This window comes from Streptomyces sp. R44, from assembly GCF_041053105.1.
Lineage (GTDB): Bacteria > Actinomycetota > Actinomycetes > Streptomycetales > Streptomycetaceae > Streptomyces.
On sequence record NZ_CP163444.1, the window covers coordinates 2407801 to 2427392 of the forward strand.

At 73.0% G+C, this 19592-nt stretch carries 20 protein-coding genes and 1 riboswitch; of the genes, 11 read left to right on the forward strand and 9 right to left on the reverse strand.

Annotated features, from left to right (window positions below):
* Nucleotides 1-180: 180 nt before the first annotated feature.
* The 3 genes from AB5J54_RS11140 to AB5J54_RS11150 form a co-directional block, all read right to left on the reverse strand.
* Nucleotides 181-570, reverse strand: a complete 390-nt coding sequence (locus AB5J54_RS11140) for a DUF3040 domain-containing protein (protein ID WP_351180624.1) — start codon at nt 568-570, stop codon at nt 181-183.
* 272 nt (nt 571-842) lie between these two features.
* Complete coding sequence (locus AB5J54_RS11145) at nt 843-1631, reverse strand: methyltransferase (protein ID WP_369143764.1); 789 nt, start codon at nt 1629-1631, stop codon at nt 843-845.
* Between the two features lie 67 nt (nt 1632-1698).
* Nucleotides 1699-2217, reverse strand: a complete 519-nt coding sequence (locus AB5J54_RS11150; protein WP_369143765.1) for an SAV_6107 family HEPN domain-containing protein — start codon at nt 2215-2217, stop codon at nt 1699-1701.
* Nucleotides 2218-2379: 162 nt separating this feature from the next.
* On the opposite strand from AB5J54_RS11150, the gene AB5J54_RS11155 reads away from it, so the two are divergent.
* The 5 genes from AB5J54_RS11155 to AB5J54_RS11175 all read left to right on the forward strand — a co-directional run bounded on the left by AB5J54_RS11155 (nt 2380) and on the right by AB5J54_RS11175 (nt 8400).
* On the forward strand, nt 2380-3309 hold the full coding sequence (locus AB5J54_RS11155; RefSeq protein ID WP_369143766.1) for an ATP-binding cassette domain-containing protein: 930 nt from the start codon (nt 2380-2382) through the stop codon (nt 3307-3309).
* Complete coding sequence (locus AB5J54_RS11160) at nt 3281-5380, forward strand: YhgE/Pip family protein (protein ID WP_369143767.1); 2100 nt, start codon at nt 3281-3283, stop codon at nt 5378-5380. The genes AB5J54_RS11155 and AB5J54_RS11160 overlap by 29 nt, the downstream gene beginning before the upstream one ends.
* 19 nt (nt 5381-5399) lie before the next feature.
* Complete coding sequence (locus AB5J54_RS11165) at nt 5400-6008, forward strand: TetR/AcrR family transcriptional regulator (RefSeq protein ID WP_351180609.1); 609 nt, start codon at nt 5400-5402, stop codon at nt 6006-6008.
* 277 nt (nt 6009-6285) lie between these two features.
* Nucleotides 6286-6933 carry a DUF4126 domain-containing protein gene (locus AB5J54_RS11170; protein WP_369143768.1) on the forward strand — a complete coding sequence of 216 codons (648 nt, stop codon included), beginning with the start codon at nt 6286-6288 and terminating at the stop codon, nt 6931-6933.
* A gap of 54 nt (nt 6934-6987) precedes the next feature.
* Entirely contained in the window at nt 6988-8400 is a 1413-nt protein-coding gene (locus AB5J54_RS11175; RefSeq protein ID WP_369143769.1) for a phytoene desaturase family protein, read from the forward strand.
* A 22-nt stretch (nt 8401-8422) separates the two neighbouring features.
* Here AB5J54_RS11175 and AB5J54_RS11180 read toward each other — a convergent pair whose 3' ends face one another.
* From AB5J54_RS11180 to AB5J54_RS11200, 5 genes are all read right to left on the reverse strand, one after another.
* Complete coding sequence (locus tag AB5J54_RS11180) at nt 8423-9238, reverse strand: hypothetical protein (RefSeq protein WP_369143770.1); 816 nt, start codon at nt 9236-9238, stop codon at nt 8423-8425.
* Nucleotides 9239-9292: 54 nt separating this feature from the next.
* A complete protein-coding gene (metF, locus tag AB5J54_RS11185; RefSeq protein ID WP_369143771.1) occupies nt 9293-10210 on the reverse strand; it encodes a methylenetetrahydrofolate reductase [NAD(P)H] in 918 nt (305 codons plus the stop codon).
* Nucleotides 10211-10309: 99 nt separating this feature from the next.
* The gene (gene thiE, locus AB5J54_RS11190; protein WP_369143772.1) at nt 10310-10963 is read right to left on the reverse strand and encodes a thiamine phosphate synthase; all 654 of its coding nucleotides are present in this window, start codon (nt 10961-10963) and stop codon (nt 10310-10312) included.
* A gap of 115 nt (nt 10964-11078) precedes the next feature.
* Nucleotides 11079-11444 carry an Rv2175c family DNA-binding protein gene (locus tag AB5J54_RS11195; protein ID WP_365218596.1) on the reverse strand — a complete coding sequence of 122 codons (366 nt, stop codon included), beginning with the start codon at nt 11442-11444 and terminating at the stop codon, nt 11079-11081.
* Between the two features lie 43 nt (nt 11445-11487).
* Nucleotides 11488-12702, reverse strand: a complete 1215-nt coding sequence (locus tag AB5J54_RS11200) for an NAD(P)/FAD-dependent oxidoreductase (RefSeq protein ID WP_369143773.1) — start codon at nt 12700-12702, stop codon at nt 11488-11490.
* 82 nt (nt 12703-12784) lie between these two features.
* Nucleotides 12785-12898, forward strand: a riboswitch (TPP riboswitch).
* Here AB5J54_RS11200 and thiO point away from each other — a divergent pair.
* The 6 genes from thiO (at nt 12896) to AB5J54_RS11230 (ending at nt 18812) form a co-directional block, all read left to right on the forward strand.
* Nucleotides 12896-14050: a glycine oxidase ThiO gene (gene thiO, locus AB5J54_RS11205; RefSeq protein ID WP_369143774.1), complete on the forward strand. Its 1155-nt coding sequence runs from the start codon at nt 12896-12898 to the stop codon at nt 14048-14050. It overlaps the preceding riboswitch by 3 nt.
* Nucleotides 14047-14247 carry a sulfur carrier protein ThiS gene (thiS, locus tag AB5J54_RS11210; protein ID WP_369143775.1) on the forward strand — a complete coding sequence of 67 codons (201 nt, stop codon included), beginning with the start codon at nt 14047-14049 and terminating at the stop codon, nt 14245-14247. The genes thiO and thiS overlap by 4 nt, the downstream gene beginning before the upstream one ends.
* 3 nt (nt 14248-14250) lie before the next feature.
* Nucleotides 14251-15045: a thiazole synthase gene (locus tag AB5J54_RS11215; RefSeq protein ID WP_369143776.1), complete on the forward strand. Its 795-nt coding sequence runs from the start codon at nt 14251-14253 to the stop codon at nt 15043-15045.
* A 309-nt stretch (nt 15046-15354) separates the two neighbouring features.
* Nucleotides 15355-17241 (forward strand): Stk1 family PASTA domain-containing Ser/Thr kinase, encoded by a 1887-nt coding sequence (gene pknB / locus AB5J54_RS11220; RefSeq protein ID WP_369143777.1) that lies wholly within the window; start codon nt 15355-15357, stop codon nt 17239-17241.
* A 6-nt stretch (nt 17242-17247) separates the two neighbouring features.
* Nucleotides 17248-18108 carry a deoxyribonuclease IV gene (locus tag AB5J54_RS11225; RefSeq protein ID WP_369143778.1) on the forward strand — a complete coding sequence of 287 codons (861 nt, stop codon included), beginning with the start codon at nt 17248-17250 and terminating at the stop codon, nt 18106-18108.
* An 83-nt stretch (nt 18109-18191) separates the two neighbouring features.
* Nucleotides 18192-18812, forward strand: coding sequence for a DUF4396 domain-containing protein (locus AB5J54_RS11230; RefSeq protein ID WP_369143779.1), 621 nt, complete (start codon nt 18192-18194; stop codon nt 18810-18812).
* 37 nt (nt 18813-18849) lie between these two features.
* Here AB5J54_RS11230 and AB5J54_RS11235 read toward each other — a convergent pair whose 3' ends face one another.
* Nucleotides 18850-19506 (reverse strand): sulfite oxidase-like oxidoreductase, encoded by a 657-nt coding sequence (locus AB5J54_RS11235; protein ID WP_351180565.1) that lies wholly within the window; start codon nt 19504-19506, stop codon nt 18850-18852.
* Nucleotides 19507-19592: the final 86 nt, after the last annotated feature.

Genomic DNA, 19592 nt, shown 5'->3' on the forward strand with positions numbered 1-19592 from the left:
GGCGGAAGCCTCTGGCGCCGGCAGTGGCGCCGTTCCGTTGTGCCCACCCGTTCCGCCCCAGCGGAACGATTGCCCACAACGGCCGCCCGGAACGGGTCGAGCCCCGCAGAGGGCGCGCCGAGTGGCGCGGGCCCTGCGGGGCTCGGGGGTTTCGGGGGCGGGGCTACCGCATCGGGGCCGTCAGTGGCCGCCGCCCTGCTGCTCATCGCGGCGCCGCTGCCACCGCGCCTCGATCCGGTCCATCATGGAGCGTCGCTGCCGAGCCGGACGGCCCGCGGCCGCCCGCTGCTCACCCGGCTTCGGCGCCTTGCGCCATCCGGTGACCGCCAGGACCGCGCAGCCCAGCATGACGAGGAATCCCACCACGCTGATCCAGATCTGCTGTGCGACCATTCCGGCCATGAGGAGCGCGATACCCACCAGGAAGCCGGCGACTGCCTGGTAAACCCGTCGCCGGGTGTACGTACGCAGTCCGCTTCCCTCGAGCGCTGTCGCGAACTTGGGATCTTCGGCGTACAGCGCTCGCTCCATCTGCTCGAGCATTCGCTGCTCGTGCTCCGAGAGCGGCACGGAGTCCTCCTAGTCGTCGGTCGCGGGGGCGACCGGTTTGCGGCCCTTTCAGGATAGGCAGGGAATCGCCCCCGTGAAACCCGCCCTCAATGCCGAATAGCCAATCCGGGCCGCCATGCGGATCGGTTGCTGAGGCGTTGATTCCCCAGCCCCTTGTCCGTCATGCCGGATGGTGTCCCCCGATCATACGGGGCGGAGCCCCACATCGGGCGGGCTGTGGCGTACTCCATGGCACACCGCGGCCCGCACCGCCGAACAGGTGACCGTCCCGATCAGGCCCGCTTCTCGCCGAGAACGTGCAGCTGGGTGGCGATGGCGTGGAAGGAGGGCAGCTCCGCGGCGGCCGCCTCCAGCTTGAGCAGGGCCTCGGCGGCACCGGGCTCGGTGTCGACGAGGGCTCCGGGAACGAGGTCGGCGAAGACCCGGACACCGTGCACGGCGCCGACCGCGAGTCCGGCTCCGTCGGCGAGCTCGGTGAGCTGCTCGGCGGTGAAGCGCCGGGGCACCGGGTCGCCGGCGCCCCAGCGGCCCGCCGGGTCGTCGAGCGCGTGCCGGGCCTCGGTGAAGTGGCCGGCGAGGGCGCGGGCCAGGACGGCGCCGCCGACGCCGGCGGCGAGCAGGCTGAGGCTGCCGCCGGGGCGGAGCGCGGCCGTCGCGTTCCGCAGGCCCTCGGCGGGGTCGTCGACGTACTCCAGGACGCCGTGGCAGAGCACCGTGTCGTGGGCGTCGCGCTCGACGACGTCGAAGAGGCCCTTGATGTCGCCCTGGACGCCGGTGACGAGGTCGGCGACGCCGGCCTCGGCGGCCCGGCGCTCCAGCGCGAAGAGCGCGTTGGGGCTGGGGTCGACGACGGTGACCCGGTGGCCGAGGCGGGCCACCGGCACCGCGAAGTTGCCGGAGCCGCCGCCCGTGTCGAGGACGTCGAGGCTGTCCTTCCCGGTGGCCTCGACCCGGCGGTCCAGGGCGTCTTTGAGGACGTCCCAGACGACGGCGGTACGCAGGGAGGCGCGCGACGGGCGCGACGAAGCCTCTCGACCGAAGACAGGGGAAGGGTCCGGCACGGCTGTTGACTCCTCGGTGACGGGTACGGACGCTCCCCACCCTATGGCCTCGCCCCTGCCTTTCGGATCATCCTCCGGCCTCGTCGGCCCCGGGCTGGCGGGGCAGTACCGGCGGGAGGGCGAGCAGCCGCTCGACCAGGCGCAGGAAGTGGGCGGCGTCCCTGAGCAGGTCGTCGGCCTCGCGTCGGGTGGCGGCGCTGCTGATGCCGGCCTCGGCGCGGGCTCTGCGCGGGGCGCCGGCGGCGAAGAGGGCGCTCCACTCGGTCAGCTCGGGGGCGAGGTCGGGGAGGAGCTCCCAGGTGCTCCTTATCCGCTGCCGGTGGCGGGGCCGGGTGTCGGGCCTGGCCCGGGCGGCGAGCACGGCGGCGGCCGCGCGCAGGGCGGCGAGGTGGGCGGTGGCGTACCGCTCGTGGGGGCGGTCGAGGACGGCGGCCTCGGCGAGTCCGGCGCGGGACTTGGCGAGGAGGTCGAGGGCGGCGGGCGGGGCGGCGGAGCGGCGCGTGACGGGGTGGATGTCGGAGCCGGGTCCCGCCTCCCCGGGGGTGGGACGGCGGCGGGGCGCGGCTGCTGCGGATGGGCTTGCCATGACGAGCCTCCTGTCGTCGCGTGACGGCGCTGTGGCCGTATGTGTTCATCGTGCCGTGCCCCACTGACAATCGCGCTGACCTGGGGTTTTGCCTGAAACCCAACCCGGGGGTAACTTTTGAACTGACTGGTCAGTTCAAAAAGGGGAATGGGGGGTGAGTCCGTGGGCACGGAAACCGAGGAACAGCCGCACGGCGCCGCCGTCGTCACGGACGGCTTCGGACTGAAGGGACCGCGCGGCTGGGCCTTCCGGGAGGTCTCCTTCCGCGCCGAGCCCGGCGCGCTGGTGGCGATCGAGGGCCCCTCGGGCTCGGGCCGCACCTGTCTGCTGCTCGCGCTCACCGGCCGGATGAAGGCCAAGGAGGGCCACGCCGAGGTCGGCGGCCTCCCCCTGCCCCGCAGGATGGCCGCCGTGCGCCGGATCAGCGCGCTCGGCCAGGTCCCGGGCGTCAGCGAGCTCGACCCCGCCTTCACGGTCGCCGAGCACCTGCGCGAGCGTGCCCTGCTCCAGCGCCGCTTCGACGGTTCCGTACGGGCCCTGCTGCGGCGCCCCGCCGAGCGGGCGGCGACGTCCCGGTCCCGGATCGACGAGGCCGTGAAGGCCGCGGGTCTGGACCTCGACGCCCTGCCGAAGGGCGAGCGGACCTCCGTACGGGATCTGGAGCGCCTCGAAGCGCTGCGGCTCTCGATCGCCCTGGCCCTGATCGGCCGTCCCCGGCTGCTCGCCGTGGACGACACCGACCTGAAGCTCTCGGACGCCGACCGCGCCGAGGCCTGGGCGCTGCTGCGCTCCCTGGCCGCTTCGGGGACGACCGTCCTCGCCGTCTGCAGCGAGGCCCCCGAGGACGCCCTGCGCATCACGACGGTCCCGGGCGACAGCAAGGCGACCGGGCCCGCCCGGGCCGAGGACACGGCCGTCGACGCCACGGCCACCGAAGGCACGGCCACCGACAAGGCCGTCGACGAAGGCACCGCCGACGACGAGACGGCCACCGAAGAAACCGCCGTCGGGGAGACGGCGACCGACGGCACCACCGACGCCACGACCGAGGAGGGGGCGGCCGATGCGCTCGCCGAAACTGGCCGCGCTTGAGCTGAAGCGCTTCGGCAGGGGAAAGCTGCCGCGCGCCGCGCTCGTCGCGATCCTGCTGCTGCCGCTGCTGTACGGCGCCCTGTACCTGTACTCGTTCTGGGACCCGTACAGCAGGCTCGACAAGATCCCCGTCGCCCTCGTCAACGAGGACCGGGGCGCCACCGCCGGCGACAAGGAGATCCACGCCGGTGACGACATCACCGAGGGGCTCCTGGAGAGCAAGACCTTCGAGTGGCACCGGGTGAGCGACGCCGAGGCACGCGCGGGCGTGGAGGACGGGACGTACTACCTGTCGCTGACCATGCCCGGAGACTTCAGCTCCCGCATCGCCTCCAGCTCCGGCGACTCCCCCGAGACGGGCGCGCTCCAGGTGCGGACCAACGACGCCAACAACTACATCGTCGGCCAGATCTCCCGGACGGTCTTCTCCGAGGTGCGCACCGCGGCCTCCACGAAGTCCTCGCGGACCTTCCTCGACAAGATCTTCATCTCCTTCTCCGACATCCACGACGCCACCGCCAAGGCCGCCAAGGGCGCGGCCGATCTCAAGCAGGGCGTGGACAAGGCGAAGAAGGGCTCCAAGAGCCTGTCGGAGGGCCTCACCGACGCCAAGGCCGGCAGCGGCGACCTGGCCACCGGTCTGAAGAAGCTCGACAAGGGCGCCACGGACCTGGAGAACGGCTCCCGCAAGGTCGCGAACGGCACGCAGGCCCTCGCCGACAAGGTGAACGGCACCGCCGACAAGGTCCGCCCGTACCTGGCGAACAACGGCAAGTCGATCCGCGACACCGCCCGCCTCGTCTCCGACTCGGCCACGGCCGCCCGCCACAACCTGGACAAGCTGGTCAAGCACGCGCCCCAGGTCCGCACCGCCGCCCACAAGGCCGACGACGGCCTCGCCCGGCTCCACCGCGAGGTGTGCGTGGACGCCCCCGTCACCGTTCCCCCGCTCGACCCCAAGATCTGCCAGAAGCTCAAGGAGGCCTCGGTCACCGCCGGGGACGTGGCCACGATCGCCGACGACGTGCACGAGCTCACCAAGGACAACGCCGACGACCTGAAGACCCTGGACGCGCGCCTGGCCAAGCTGAAGAAGCAGGCCGACGAGCTGGCCGCCCGCGCCCCGCACCTCGACGAGGACGTCGAGGGCGCCATCCGGAAGATCAACGAGCTCAACGCGGGCGCGCAGAAGGTCGCGACGGGCGCGGACCAGCTGCACACCGGCATCACCCGGGCCAAGACCGGTTCGGTCAGCCTCGACACCGGTGTCGGCAAGCTCAAGAAGGGCGCGGGCGATCTGGACGGCGGCCTGTTCAAGCTGGCCGACGGCTCGGGCAGCCTCGCCACGGGCCTCAAGGACGGGGTCGACCAGATCCCCGACTACGACGAGCAGGACCGCGACCGGCGTACGGAGGTCATGGCCGACCCGGTGAAGCTGGCCTCCCAGTCCCTGCACAAGGCGCCGAACTACGGCACCGGCTTCGCCCCGTACTTCATCCCGCTCTCCCTCTGGGTCGGCGCGATGGTCGCGTACATGCTCATCCAGCCGCTGAACCGGCGCGCCCTCGCGGCGGGCGGCTCCGCCTGGCGGATCGCGCTCGCGGGCTGGCTCCCGGTGGCGGTGATCGGCCTCCTCCAGGTGGCGGCCCTGATGTCGGTCCTGCACTGGGGCCTCGGCCTCCAGATGGCCAGGGCCGCCGGCACGATCGGCTTCCTCGCCCTGGTCACCTGCTGCTTCGCCGCGATCATCCAGTGGCTCAACGCCCGCTTCGGCGCGGCGGGCCGGATCCTGGTGCTCGCGTTCCTGATGCTCCAGCTGACCTCGGCGGGCGGCACGTACCCCGTCCAGACCAGCCCGGGCTTCTTCAACGCCGTCCACCCCTTCCTGCCGATGAGTCACGTGGTCGACGCGCTGCGCCGGCTGATCACGGGCGGCGGGATGGGACCGGTCTGGCAGGCCTGCGCGGTCCTGGCGGCCTTCACCGTCGGCGCCCTGGCCCTGACCGCCGTCTCGGCACGCAAGAAGCAGGTGTGGACGATGGACCGGCTCCACCCCGAACTGTCGCTCTGAACCTGTGAGAATCGACGCCATGGACAGCAGCAGCACCCGACGCCAGGCCACGCGCACGAAGCTCTACGAGGCGGCCGTCACCCTCATCGCGGAGCAGGGCTTCTCCGCGACGACGGTGGACGAGATCGCCGAGAGGGCCGGCGTGGCCAAGGGCACGGTCTACTACAACTTCAAGAGCAAGACGGAGCTCTTCGAGGAGCTGCTGCGCCACGGGGTGTCGCTGCTCACCGCCTCCCTGCGCTCGGCGGCCGAGGAGACCGCCGAGCGCGGCGGGAGCCGGGTCGACGCGCTGGACGCGATGATCCGGGCGGGCCTCGTCTTCATCGACCGCTACCCGGCCTTCACCCAGCTGTACGTGGCCGAGCTCTGGCGCACCAACCGGGCCTGGAACTCCACGCTCCTGGTGGTGCGTCAGGAGGCCGTCGCGGTGGTCGAGGGGGTGCTGCGCGAGGGGGTCTCGGCCGGTGAGCTGAGCGAGGAGATCGACGTCCAGCTGACGGCCGCGGCGCTGGTCGGGATGGTGCTGGTGGCGGCGCTCGACTGGCAGGCCTTCCAGAGCGAGCGTTCGCTGGACGACGTGCACGCGGCGCTCTCGCGGCTGCTGCACGGGCGCGTGGGCGGCCGCTGAGGCAGCAGCACGACGGCCGCCGCCCCCCGCGCGCGTAGGTCATGAGAACGCCGGTGCGGCGAGGCTCGATCCCCCCGAGCCTCACCGCACCGGCTTCTTTCGCACCCCCGTGCCGGCAGGTGCGCGGCCCCCGTTCCGCAGCCCCGTGCCGGCGGTACCGGAGCCGCGCCCCTTCCGTGGGCTCCACTCTCTCCTCCCGCCGGTACCGGCCCCATCCGCGCACCTACTCATCTCGACCCCTAGGTACGGATACTCAGTCCTGGTTACGATCGCGGGCGTGTCCGTACTCCCCCTGGTGTTCACCAGCGGCTGGGCGAGCGGGATCAACGCGTACGCGGTGGTCCTGCTGTTCGGCGTCTTCGGCGCGACCGGGCTGACCGACGAGGTGCCCGAGTCCTTGCAGCGCACCGATGTCCTCGTCGCGGCGGCCGTGCTGTTCCTGTGCGAGGCGGTGGCGGACAAGATTCCGTACGTCGACTCGATATGGGACTCCGTCCACACGGTGATCCGGCCGATCGCGGGAGCCGTGGTCGGCGCCCTGCTCGCCGGGCAGAACGGTTCGCTGCCGGAGCTGGCGGCGGGCGCGATCGGCGGTTCGACTGCCTTGCTCAGTCACCTCGTCAAGGCCGGGACGAGGATGGCGGTCAACACCTCGCCGGAACCGTTCTCGAACATCCTGCTGAGCCTGGCGGAGGACCTCGGGGTGGCGGCGGTCGTCACCTTCGCCGTCTTCCATCCCGTGGCCGCTTCGGTCATCGCGGGCGTCCTGCTCCTGGCGGGCCTGGCGATACTGCTCTTCCTGGCCAAGCAGATCCGCCGCGGCTGGCGGCGCTTCTCCCGGCGGCGGGAGGAGAGACGGCTCGCGGCCGTGGGGGCGCGCCCCCGGGCCCAGGCCCCGCCCGACGACGGGTCCGACCACTTCTGACCGTGCCCGGCCTGCCCTCCGGCGGCGTCGGAGGCGCCGGATAGGCTCGCCCGCATGGCACGGATTGTGGTGATCGGCGCGGGACTCGGCGCCATGGCGGCGGCGGCCCGACTGGCGGTCGCCGGACACACGGTGACGGTGTACGAGAGGACGTCGACGTACGGCGGCGCGGTCGGCCGCTTCGAGCGCGACGGCTTCGCCTTCGACACCGGTCCCGGGCTGCTGCACCTGCCCGCCGTCTACCGGGACCTGTTCGTGAAGACCGGCAAGGAGCCCCTGGAGGACTGCGTCTCGCTGACGCAGGTCGATCCGGCGGCCCGTCACGTCTTCGCCGACGGCACCCGCGTCGACCTGCCGAACGCCTCACGGGCCGGCACGGTCGCCGCGCTGGACGCGGCGCTCGGCGCGGGGGCGGGCGAGCGCTGGGGCGACTTCCTGACGCGGGCCCGCGAGGCCTGGGACCGGACCCGGCGCCCGCTCCTGGAGGAGCCGCAGCCGGCCGACCCGACGCCGCTGGCCCGTGAGCCCTACCCGGCGCTGAAGGCGGGCCTGCTGCGGCGCCCGACGACGACGCTCGGCCAGGTCGGCAGGCGGGAGCTGCGGGATCCGCGGCTCGCGGCCCTCCTCGACGCGTACGCCTGGTCGTACGGCTTCGACCCGGCGCATGCCCCCGCCTCGGCCGCCGTCCTGCCGTACCTGGAGCAGACCTTCGGCAGCTGGTACGTCGGCGGCGGCCTGCGGGCGCTCGCCGACGCGGTGTACGAGCGATGCCGGAAGCGGCGGGTGGAGTTCGTCTTCGACGCCGAGGTCACCGGCGTCCTGGAGAAGGACGGCCGGGCGACCGGGATCGCGCTCGCGGGCGGCGAGACCGTGGAAGCCGACCACGTCGTGGCGGGCGCGCCCCTGCCGGGCCCCTACCGGGACCAGGTGGAGGCCCGGGCCATCGAGACGGACCTGACGGGTCGCATGACGGTCTGTCTGGCCCTGCGCGGGGCCCGGGAGCCGGACGCCGTGCACCGCACGGTCGTCCACGCCTCCGGAGGCGTGCCCACGGTGACCGTGCTGCGGCCGGACGACCCGGCGCTGCGCCCGGACGACGCTCACGAGTCGGTGACGGTGTCCGCGACGGTGGACCTGGTTCCCGGGGAGGACTGGGACGAGATCGCCGGCCGGATGGTCGAGGCGGCGGGACAGGCCGTTCCCGGCCTCGCCGGGCGGCTGCTCTGGCGCCACGTCCGCACCCCGGAGGACGTCCTGCGGGACACGGGCGCCGCCGAGGTGCCGGGCCCCGCGCTCGCGGGCGCCCGGGGTCTGTACCTTCCTGCCGCCAACCGCTCCCTGCTGCCCGGCCTGTACTACGCGGGCGGCTGGTCGCACCCGGGCGGCGGGCTCGCCCACGCGGGCATGTCGGGCGCGCTGGTGGCCGGACTCATCGTGGAGGGCGCGGACTTCCGCGGCTCCCAGTAGGTCCCGGTGGCTCCCGGAAGGCCTAGTAGCGGTACTGGTCGTCCGGGTGCGGCTGCTCGTAGCCGTACGGGGCCTGCTGCTGCGGAGCCTGGTCGGTGTCGCGCTGCTGCGGGACCCAGACGCCGCCGGGCGGGGTGTCGTAGGTGTACGAGGGGGCGTAGGGGTCGGTGTAGTACGGGGCGTACTGCTGGCTGTCCGTGCCCGGGCCGATGTACGGGTCGGAGTACGCGGCGTACTGCTGCTGCCCGGCGGCGGCGCCGTAGTCGTAGGCCGGCTGCTGCTCGTAGGAGGTCTGCTCGTAGCCGGGCTGTTGGTACCCGGACGCGTAGGGGTCGTACCCCGTCCCGTACCCGGTGCCCTGGCCGGCGGTCTCGTAGATGCCGTACTGGCCGGTGTCCTCGGGCATCGGCTGCGGCTCGTAGACCGCCGTCGTCTCGGCGGCGGTCTCCGGGTGCCCGTCGTGCCCGTCGTGCCCGAACCCGTCCTCGTACCGGTCCTCCGTGTCGTACGAGAGCTCGGTGACCTCGAGGGTGGGCCCGGCCTCGGCCGGTGCGGGGGCCTTGCGCCGGCGGCTCGCCCCCGGGTTGCCGCCGATCGCCCAGCCGGTGGAGAAGCCGCGGCGGAAGGAGAGCGTCACATAGGTCTGGCCGACGGCGAAGGCGACGGCCCCGGCGATGATGACGAGGACCGAGGGCAGCAGGACGCCGAGGACCACGCAGAGGAAGCCGCCGAAGGCGAGCAGGCGCCAGCGCAGCCGCGCCTTGTACTGGAGGAGCACCTCCCCCAGCAGCCACAGTGCGACCACGCCGAACGCGATGTAGAGGACCGTCCACCCCATGCCCCGCCGCCCCTCTCCACGGTCACCGCCGCGGGTCGGGGCGGGTACGACCGGTCACGACTGCTGGTGCAGTCCGAGATTCTCGTAGATCTCGAGCGTCGCGGTGGAGCTGTTGAGCGTGATGAAGTGCAGTCCGGGGACACCCTCGGAGAGCAGACGCGCGCAGAACTCCGTCGCGAACTCGATACCGATGGAGCGTACAGCGGCGGGATCGTCCTTGACGGCGAGGATGCGCTCTTTCACATCCGCGGGGAAGGCGGCGTTGCTCAGCTGGGGCAGCCGGTCGAGCGTCTTCACGTTCACGACGGGCATGACCTCGGGGATGATCGGGGTCTCGCAGCCCGCCTTCTCCACGCTGTCGCGGAGCCGCAGGTAGTTCTCCGGGTCGAAGAACATCTGGGTGATCGCGTAGTCGGCGCCCGCGCGGCACTTGTCCACGAAGTGCCGGATGTCCGTGTCCCAGTCGGTGGAGCGGGGGTGCATCTCCGGGAAGGCGGCGACGCCGACGCAGAAGTCTCCCGACTCCTTGATCAGCCGGACGAGGTCGGCGGCGTACTTCACGCCCTCCGGGTGCTCGACCCACTCGCCCAGCGGGTCGCCCGGCGGGTCGCCGCGGACGGCGAGCATGTTGCGGATGCCCGCGTCGGCGTACTGCCCGAGGATGTTCCGCAGCTCGGCGACCGAGTGGTCGACGGCCGTGAGGTGGGCGACGGGGGTGAGCGTGGTGTCGGAGGCGATCTTCTGGGTGGCCTTGACGGTGCCGCCGCGGGTGGAGCCGCCGGCGCCGTAGGTCACGGAGACGAAGCTGGGACCGACCGCCTCGACGCGGCGCATGGCGTTCCAGAGGACCTGCTCGCCCTTCTCGGTGCGGGGCGCGTAGAACTCGAAGGAGTACGACGTGTCACCGGCAGCGAGGATCTCGCGCACCGTGCGTGCACGGTCCGATCGGACGGAAGCGGTTCCAAGGGCCATACCGGCAGGTTAGACGCGGTCCGGGGAGCCGCGTAGACGGCGTCCGAGTGGTGGACACCTTTTCGGACAGCTGTGCCGGGCTCCCCGCGGACGCGCCCGTCAGGCTTCGGCGCGCTCGCGGACGCGCTTGGCGAGGGCGGCCGTCGCGGCGGCGGGGTCGTCGGCCTCGGTGATGGCGCGGACGACGACGATCCGGCGGGCGCCCGCGTCCAGGACCTCGTCGAGGTTGGTCTCGTCGATGCCGCCGATGGCGAACCAGGGCCGGTCCTGCGCCAGCTCCGCCGCGTACCGCACGAGGCCGAGCCCCGGCGCGTACCGTCCGGGCTTGGTGGGGGTGGGCCAGCAGGGTCCGGTGCAGAAGTAGTCCACGCCCGGCTCGGCGGCGGCCGCGGCGACCTCGGTCTCGGCGTGGCAGGAGCGGCCGATCAGCAGCTCGTCGCCGAGGATCGCGCGGGCGGCGGGCACGGGCAGGTCGCCCTGGCCGAGGTGGAGGACGTCGGAGCCGATGGCGTGGGCGACGTCGGCCCGGTCGTTCACGGCGAGGAGCTTGCCGTGCCGGCGGGCGGCCTCGGCGAAGACGGCGAGGTGCTCCAGCTCCTCACCGGCCTCCATGCCCTTGTCGCGGAGCTGCACGATGTCCACGCCGGAGGAGAGCACGGCGTCGAGGAAGGCGGGCAGGTCGCCCTGGCGCTTCCGGGCGTCGGTGCACAGGTAGAGGCGGGCGTCGGCGAGCCGCTCACGAGGCGTGGACATGGGTGGGTTCCCCCCGTTCGTGCGCCGGTGCCGCGGCGCCCGGCCGTGAAGAGGCCGGGCTCCGCGACACCCGCGGGTGGTGTCTTCGGTGCGTGGGTGCGTCAGCGCGCGGGCGTCAGATGGCGAGCGCCTGGGCGCGGCGCTTCACCTCCGTGCCGCGATTCTCGTTGAGCGCCTGCGCGGGCGTGCCCGGCAGGCTCTCGTCCGGAGTGAAGAGCCACTCCAGCATCTCCTCGTTGGTGAAGCCGTCGTCCCGCAGCACGGTCAGCAGCCCGACGAGACCCTTGACGATCTTGTCGCCCTGGATGAAGGCAGCGGGGATCTGCAGGGCGTTGTTCTCGCCGCGGCGCACGGCGATGAGCTGGCCGTCCTTGATCAGCTGCCGCACGCGCACCACGTCGACATCGAGCATCTCCGCGATGTCGGGCACGTAGAGCCAGGCGGGGACGAGCGCATCGATCTTTACGTCAATCTCGGTCACAGGACAAGCCTGCCATCCCGGACTGACAGCCGGTAGTCGGGCCCTACCGGACTGCCGCCTTCAGGGGGACGGACGGGTCCGCGGCGCGCTCCGGGTCGACCGGGACGGCGGCCTCGATGAGCTTGCGACCCTGGGCCAGGTCGCGGGGGCGACCGACCGCGAGGAGGGCCACCGGCACCCCGGCGCGCAGCCAGAGCACGGACCAGGCCTCGTCGGCCGGGGCGCCGCGCCACACCAGCTCGTCCGCGTGCGCGTGGTGCCCGGCGTACTGGACGAAGCGGCCGAACTGCTCGGACCAGAAGTACGGCACCGGGTCGTACGGGGCGTCGGTGGCCCCGGTGATCGCCGCGGCGACCGCGCGCGGGCCCTGGAGCGCGTTGTCCCAGTGGTGGACGAGGAGGCGCTCGCCGTAGCGGGCGGAGGGGAAGGAGGCGCAGTCGCCGACGGCGTACACATCGGGCAGGGAGGTGCGCAGCCGGTCGTCGGCGGTGATGGCGCCGCTCGGGTCGAGGGCGATGCCGGAGCCGGTGAGCCAGCTCGTGGCGGGGCGGGCGCCGATGCCGACGACGACGGCGTCGGCGGCGATCTCGCGGCCGTCGGCGAGGACGACGCGGCCGGGCTCGACGGTGTGCACGCGCGCGCGGGTGAGGAGTTCGGCGCCGTTCGCCCCGTACCACTCGGCCATGGGGGCGGTGACCTCGGCGGGCAGGGCTCCGGCGAGGGGGCGGTCGGCGGCCTCGACGACGGTGACGGCGCAGCCCGCCTCGCGCGCGGCGGTGGCGAACTCGGCGCCGATCCAGCCGGCGCCGACCACCACGACGGAGTGTCGGCGCTCCAGGACGGGGCCGAGGCGCACGGCGTCGTCGAGGGTGCGCAGCAGATGGACCCCGGGGACGCCCTCGGCGCCGGGCAGGGTGACGGGGTGGGCGCCGGTGGCGACGACGAGGGTGTCGTAGGCGACGGGCCCGGCCTCGGTGTCGATCTCGTGGTCGGCGGCGCGCAGCCCGGTGACGTCCAGGCCGAGGCGGAGCTCGATGCCGAGGTCCTCGAAGTCGATCTCGAAGGCGGAGTCCTCGGCCTTGCCGAGGAGGATCGCCTTGGAGAGCGGGGGCCGGTCGTAGGGCTGGTGGGGTTCGGCCCCGATGAGGGTCAGGGGGCCGGTGAAGCCCTGCTCGCGCAGGGCGACGGCGGTCTGGACGCCCGCCATTCCGGCGCCGACGATCACGACGTGCTGCTGGGCCTGCTTCTGCTCGCTCACCCGACCACCTTACGCATCTGACGGACCGTCAGGAAGGGAGGGGTCTGTGGCCCGGTATCGACGCGGGCTAGTCTGGCGGGCGTAAAGCACTCGCGGGAGCCCGGACGCACCGGGCTGAGAGGGAGGCTGGGACGGCCTCCGACCGTACGAACCTGATCCGGGTCATGCCGGCGAAGGGAGGGGCTGGACGCCCATGCGTTCTTCCGATGTCCTCGTGGTCGGGGGCGGCATCATCGGCCTGGTCACGGCCTGGCGGGCCGCGCAGCGCGGACTGCGCACCGCCGTCGTCGACCCGGATCCGGGCGGCGGGGCCGCGCGGGTCGCGGCCGGCATGCTCGCCGCCGTCACCGAACTCCACTACGGCGAGGAGACCCTGCTCGGGCTCAACCTCGCCTCCGCCGCCCGCTACCCCGCGTTCGCCGCCGAACTGGAGGAAGCCGCCGGCCACGACGTCGGCTACCGGGCCTGCGGCACCCTCGCCGTCGCCCTCGACGCCGACGACCGGGCCCACCTGCGCGAACTGCACGCCCTGCAGACCCGCTGCGGGCTCGTCTCCGAATGGCTCAGCGGCCGCGAGTGCCGCCGCCTCGAACCGATGCTGGCGCCCGGCGTGCGCGGCGGGCTGCGGGTCGACGGCGACCACCAGGTCGACCCGCGCCGACTGGCCGCCGCGCTCGTGACGGCCTGCGAGCGGGCCGGAGTGGTCTTCCACCGCACGCTGGCGGAGCGCCTCTCGGTCGTACGCGACCGGGCACGCGGCGTCCGCCTCACCGGCGGCGAGGAGCTGACGGCCGACCAGGTCGTGCTCGCCGCGGGCAGCCTCAGCGGGCGGCTCGCGGGCGTGCCGGAGGAGGTGCTGCCGCCGGTCCGCCCCGTGAAGGGCCAGGTCCTGCGGCTCCGCGTCCCCGCGCCGTACGCCCCCTTCCTCTCCCGCACCGTGCGGGCCGTCGTCCGCGGCAGCCACGTCTACCTGGTGCCCCGCGAGAACGGCGAGCTCGTCGTCGGCGCCACCAGCGAGGAGCTGGGCTGGGACACCACGGTGACGGCGGGCGGGGTGTACGAACTCCTCCGCGACGCCCACGAGCTGGTCCCGGGCCTCACGGAACTGCCGCTCACGGAGACCTGTGCCGGGCTGCGCCCCGGCTCCCCCGACAACGCGCCGCTCCTCGGCCCCACCGCCCTGCCCGGCCTGCACCTGGCCACCGGCCACTACCGCAACGGGGTGCTGCTCACCCCCGTCACCGGCGACGTCATGGCCGAGGCGCTCACCACGGGCGCGCTCCCCGACGAGGCGCGCCCCTTCACCCCCCGCCGTTTCTCCCCTGTACGTCAGGAGCAGCCCGCATGAACGTGTCCGTGAACGGAGAGCCCCGGGTCCTGGCGGGGCCCGTCGCCCTCGACGCCCTCGTCGCGACCCTCACCACGGCCCCGTCCGGGGTCGCGGCGGCGCTCAACGAGACGGTCGTACCGCGCGGCGAGTGGGCCACGACGCTGCTGGGCGAGGGCGACCGGGTGGAAGTCCTCACGGCAGTACAGGGAGGCTGAGGGATGTCCGACGACGTCTTCACCCTCGGCGGTACGGAGTTCTCCTCCCGCCTGATCATGGGCACCGGCGGCGCCCCCAGCCTCGACGTCCTGGAACGCTCCCTCGTCGCCAGCGGTACGGAGCTGACGACGGTCGCCATGCGGCGCCTGGACCCGACGGTCCAGGGCTCGGTCCTCTCCGTCCTGGAGCGCCTCGGCATCCGGGTCCTGCCGAACACGGCCGGCTGCTACACGGCGGGCGAGGCCGTGCTCACGGCGCGGCTGGCGAGGGAGGCGCTGGGCACGGACTGGATCAAGCTGGAGGTCGTCGCCGACGAGCGCACCCTCCTCCCGGACGGCGAGGAACTCCTGGCAGCGGCCGAGACCCTGGTCGACGACGGCTTCACCGTCCTCCCCTACACCAACGACGACCCCGTCCTGGCCCGGAAGCTGGAGGACGTGGGCTGCGCCGCGATCATGCCGCTCGGCTCCCCCATCGGCTCCGGGCTCGGCATCCGCAACCCGCACAACTTCCAGCTCATCGTGGAACGGGCCGAGGTCCCGGTGATCCTCGACGCGGGCGCGGGAACGGCGTCGGACGCGGCGCTCGCGATGGAGCTGGGGTGCGCGGCGGTGATGCTGGCGTCGGCGGTGACGCGGGCGCAGGAGCCGGTGCTCATGGCCGGGGCCATGCGGCACGCGGTGGAGGCGGGGCGCCTGGCCCACCGGGCGGGCCGCATCCCCCGCCGCCACTTCGCCGAACCGTCCTCCCCCACCACGGGCCAGGCCCACCTGGACCCCGAACGCCCAGCGTTCTGACACCCACCCCCGTTGTGGGCATGCGTTCCGCCGGGGCGGAACGGGTGGGCACAACGGAACGGCGCCCCTGCCGGCGCCAGAGGCTCCCGGGCCTGAACCCGCACCGGATGCGCGCCGCGCTGGTGGCACGGGTCCAGGCGCGGAACGCGGAGGCGCCGCTGAAGGGCGCCGTCCCGTGTGCCCACCCGTCCCGCCCCAGCGGGACGATTGCCCACACGGGGGGGTGGGCGGGGCACCGCGCGTCACAGGTGCGCTGCAGTAGGCGCCGCCAGGACCGGCACCCCCTACCGCCCTCGTAGACTCGTCGCCGTGGACACGACCCTTCAGGACCCCCTCGTCGGGCGGCTGCTCGACGGCCGCTACCGCGTCGACGCGCGCATCGCCGTCGGCGGGATGGCCACGGTCTACCGGGCCGTCGACACCCGCCTCGACCGCGTCCTCGCGCTCAAGGTGATGCACCCCGACCTCGCCACCGACGCAGCCTTCGTCGAGCGTTTCATCCGCGAGGCGAAGTCCGTCGCCCGGCTCGCGCACCCCAACGTCGTCGGCGTCTTCGACCAGGGCGCCGAGGGCGCGTACGTCTATCTGGCGATGGAGTACGTCGCCGGCTGCACCCTCCGCGACGTCCTGCGCGAGCGCGGCGCCCTCTCGCCCCGTGCCGCGCTCGACATCCTGGAGCCGGTGCTCGCCGCGCTCGGCGCCGCACACCGGGCCGGGTTCGTGCACCGCGACATGAAGCCGGAGAACGTCCTGATAGGGGACGACGGCCGGGTGAAGGTCGCCGACTTCGGCCTCGTACGGGCCGTGGGCTCGGCGACCGCCACCACCGGCGCGGTCCTCGGCACGGTCTCGTACCTCGCGCCGGAGCAGATCGAGCACGGCACCGCCGACACCCGCGCGGACGTGTACGCCTGCGGTGTCGTCCTCTACGAGATGCTCACCGGCGGCAAGCCGCACTCCGGCGACACCCCCGCCCAGGTGCTCTACCAGCACCTGAACACCGACGTGCCCGCCCCCTCCGCCACCGTCCCCGGGCTCGCCCCCGAGCTGGACGACCTGGTCGCGGCGGCCACGGCCCGCAACCCCGAGCTCCGCCCGTACGACGCCGTCGCCCTGCTCGCCCTGCTCCGGGAGGCCCGCGCCGGGCTCGGCGACGAGCAGCTGGACGCGGTGCCCCCGCTGGCGCGCGCCGAGGCCCGGGACACCGCCGAGGACCGGACGAGCGTGATCGCCCGCCCGGTACCGGCGGAGACCGAACACACCAACCGGCTGCCCGCCCCGGAGGCACCGCCCGCCGCCCGCCGGTGGCCCCCGCGCGGCCCCCTCCTCGTCGTCGCCGCCGTCCTCCTCGCCCTCGGCCTCGGCGCCGGCGTCTGGTACATCAATTCCGGCCAGTTCACCCGCGTTCCCTCCGTCCTCGGCCAGTCCGAGGCCGCCGCGACGAAGCGGATCACCGACGCCGGTCTCGACGTCGGCACCACGAAGCGCGATTTCAGCGACGTGTACGAGCGCGGCACGGTCATGGCCGTCGACCCTGCCCCCGGCGAGCGCGTCCGGGGCAACGCCACGGTCACCCTCACGCTCTCCCGCGGCCCGGAGATCGTGAAGGTCCCCAACCTCAAGAACAAGCCGCTCGCGGAGGCCAAGCGCGCGCTGGAGCAGGAGGGCCTGGCGCCCGGAGTGATCACCTACGCCTTCAGCGACTCCGTCGCCCAGGGCGCCGTGATCAGCTCCGACCCCGAGCCCGGCACCGAGCGCAGCCCCGACTCCGCCGTCGCCCTCGTGGTCAGCAAGGGCTCCCCGATCGACGTGCCCGACGTCAGCGGCGAGACCGTCGCCGACGCCACGGCCGCCCTTCAGGAGGAGGGGCTCACCGTCAGGGTCGCCCCGGAGCGGATCAACTCGCCGGAGGCGGCCGGCACCGTCGCGGCCCAGTCCCTCGCCGGCGGCAGCCGGGCCGCCGAGGGCGACGTCATCACCCTCACCGTCTCCAAGGGCCCGAAGCTGGTCGAGGTCCCGGACGTGACCGAGGAGACGACCGCCGACGCACAGGCCGCCCTGGAGGCCGCGGGCTTCGAGGTGGAGGTCAAGAAGTCCTTCCCCTACCTCGGCGACAAGGTCGCGAGCCAGTCCGTGAAGGGCGGCGAGACCGCTCCCGAGGGCTCCACCATCACCATCACGATCAAGGGACTCTAGAAACTCATGCGCAACCCCGTCGGCGGCCATGTCCCCGTGGCCGGTGGCCTCGCCACGGTCGGCCTCGGCTACGCCCGCGAGCTCGGCGCCGAGACCGTCCAGGTCTTCGTCGCCAACCCGCGCGGCTGGGCGACCCCGGTCGGCAACCCGGCCCAGGACGAGCGGTTCCGGGCCGAGTGCGAGGCCGAGTCGATCTCGGCGTGGGTGCACGCCCCGTACCTGATCAACTTCGGCTCCCACACCGAGGCCACGGTGGAGAAGTCCGTGGAGTCGCTGCGGCACTCGCTGCGCCGCGGCCGGGAGATCGGCGCCAAGGGCGTCGTGGTCCACACCGGCTCGGCGACCGGCGGCCGCCCGCGGGAGGTGGCGCTCGCCCAGGTGCGCGAGCGGATGCTGCCGCTCCTCGACGAGCTGACCCACGAGGACGATCCGTACCTGCTCCTGGAGTCCACGGCGGGCCAGGGCTTCTCGCTCTGCTCGCGCACCTGGGACTTCGGCCCGTACTTCGACGCGCTCGACCACCACCCCAAGCTGGGCGTCTGTCTCGACACCTGCCACATCTTCGCCGCCGGGCACGATCTGGCGGGCCCGCACGGGGCGGCGCAGACGCTGGATCTCCTGGTGGAGACGGTCGGCGAGGGCCGCCTGAAGCTGATCCACGCCAACGACTCGAAGGACGTCGTGGGCGCCCACAAGGACCGCCACGCGAACATCGGGGCAGGTCACATCGGCGAGGAGGCGTTCCGGAAGCTCCTGGGACACCCCGCCACCGAGAACGTACCCCTGATCATCGAGACCCCGGGCGGCAAGGAAGGGCACGTCGCCGACATCGAGCTCCTGAAGAAGCTCCGGGAGCGCCGAGGGTGATCGTTTCCTGTTGAGGAATACCCTAGGGGGGTATACGGTTCTTATCGACGACAGAGCCGTACACCCGAGGCTGGGGGCACCTCATGCAGCACGAAGCGCACGCACACCACGACCATTCCGGCCACGAGGGCCACGAGGGCCATGCGGGCCATGAGGCTCACGTCGGCCACCACGGCGACCACGCGAGCCACGCCGACCACAGCGCCCACGCGGACCACTCCGGCCACGACGAGGCCCACGCCGGTCACCACCACACCCCCGGCGGCTCCGTCTCCTGGTCCATGGCCGCTCAGGCCACCCTGCACTGCCTCACCGGCTGCGCCATCGGCGAGATCCTCGGCATGATCATCGGCACCGCGCTCGGCTGGGGCAACATGCCGACCATGATCCTCGCGATCATTCTGGCCTTCTTCTTCGGCTACGCGCTCACGCTGCGCGGCATCCTGGCCGCCGGCGTCGACTTCAAGACGGCCTTCAAGGTCGCCCTCGCCGCCGACACCCTCTCCATCGCCGTCATGGAGATCATCGACAACGGCGTCATCGCCCTCTGGCCCGGCGCCATGGACGCGCACCTCGACGAGCCGCTCTTCTGGATCGTCCTCGCGATCTCGCTCGGCGTCGCCTTCGTGCTGACCACCCCGGTCAACAAGTGGATGATCGGCCGCGGCAAGGGCCACGCGGTGGTCCACCAGTACCACCACTGAACCGCCGGCGAACCGCCGTCGAGACGGTCCGGAGCCGCTACAGCTCCGGGCCGTCTCCGGGTTCCTCCTGGTACGAGTAGCGCTGCTCCCGCCACGGATCGCCGAGGTTGTGGTAGCCGCGCTCCTCCCAGAAGCCCCGCCGGTCGGCCGCCATGTACTCCACGCCCCGGACCCACTTGGGCCCCTTCCAGGCGTACAGGTGCGGGACGACGAGTCGCAGCGGGAAGCCGTGCTCGGCGGTGAGCAGCTCCCCGTCCTTGTGGGTGGCGAAAATCGTGCGGTCCGAGGCGAAGTCGGCGAGCCGCATGTTCGCGCTGTAGCCGTACTCGGCCCAGACCATCACATGCGTGACATGAGGGGCGGGCGGGGCGAGCTCCAGGACCGTACGGGCGGGGACACCACCCCATTCGGCCCCGAGCATGCTGAATTTCGTGACGCAGTGCAGATCGGCCACGACCGTGGAGAACGGAAGGGCCGAGAACTCCTCGTGATTCCAGCACCGCTTGTCGCCGTCGGCCGTCGCCCCGAAGACGCGGAACTCCCAGCGGTCCGGCTTGAACTTGGGGACGGGCCCGTAATGGGTGACCGGCCAGCCGCGCTGGAGGCGCTGCCCCGGCGGCAGATCCGGCGGAAGGTCCGGCGAACGATCCGGCTGACCCGCTTCCCGGTGTACTCCGCTCTCCGGCTGACCCATGTCATCCATGGTGACAGACGGCGAGGGGTGGTCATGACCAAGCGACCACTCGGGCGGCTCGATTCGGGCAACTCCGACTAAGCCTG

What these genes read in the sequence shown, in the direction of transcription:
- AB5J54_RS11235 (WP_351180565.1), bottom strand. Translation starts at nt 19,506, where the DNA reads ATGGGTCAGCCGGAGAGCGGAGTACACCGGGAAGCGGGTCAGCCGGAT.
- thiE (WP_369143772.1), bottom strand. Translation starts at nt 10,963, where the DNA reads ATGTCCACGCCTCGTGAGCGGCTCGCCGACGCCCGCCTCTACCTGTGC.
- thiS (WP_369143775.1), top strand. Translation starts at nt 14,047, where the DNA reads ATGAACGTGTCCGTGAACGGAGAGCCCCGGGTCCTGGCGGGGCCCGTC.
- AB5J54_RS11215 (WP_369143776.1), top strand. Translation starts at nt 14,251, where the DNA reads ATGTCCGACGACGTCTTCACCCTCGGCGGTACGGAGTTCTCCTCCCGC.
- AB5J54_RS11150 (WP_369143765.1), bottom strand. Translation starts at nt 2,217, where the DNA reads ATGGCAAGCCCATCCGCAGCAGCCGCGCCCCGCCGCCGTCCCACCCCC.
- AB5J54_RS11225 (WP_369143778.1), top strand. Translation starts at nt 17,248, where the DNA reads ATGCGCAACCCCGTCGGCGGCCATGTCCCCGTGGCCGGTGGCCTCGCC.
- metF (WP_369143771.1), bottom strand. Translation starts at nt 10,210, where the DNA reads ATGGCCCTTGGAACCGCTTCCGTCCGATCGGACCGTGCACGCACGGTG.
- AB5J54_RS11230 (WP_369143779.1), top strand. Translation starts at nt 18,192, where the DNA reads ATGCAGCACGAAGCGCACGCACACCACGACCATTCCGGCCACGAGGGC.
- AB5J54_RS11175 (WP_369143769.1), top strand. Translation starts at nt 6,988, where the DNA reads ATGGCACGGATTGTGGTGATCGGCGCGGGACTCGGCGCCATGGCGGCG.
- thiO (WP_369143774.1), top strand. Translation starts at nt 12,896, where the DNA reads ATGCGTTCTTCCGATGTCCTCGTGGTCGGGGGCGGCATCATCGGCCTG.
- AB5J54_RS11180 (WP_369143770.1), bottom strand. Translation starts at nt 9,238, where the DNA reads ATGGGGTGGACGGTCCTCTACATCGCGTTCGGCGTGGTCGCACTGTGG.
- AB5J54_RS11165 (WP_351180609.1), top strand. Translation starts at nt 5,400, where the DNA reads ATGGACAGCAGCAGCACCCGACGCCAGGCCACGCGCACGAAGCTCTAC.
- AB5J54_RS11160 (WP_369143767.1), top strand. Translation starts at nt 3,281, where the DNA reads ATGCGCTCGCCGAAACTGGCCGCGCTTGAGCTGAAGCGCTTCGGCAGG.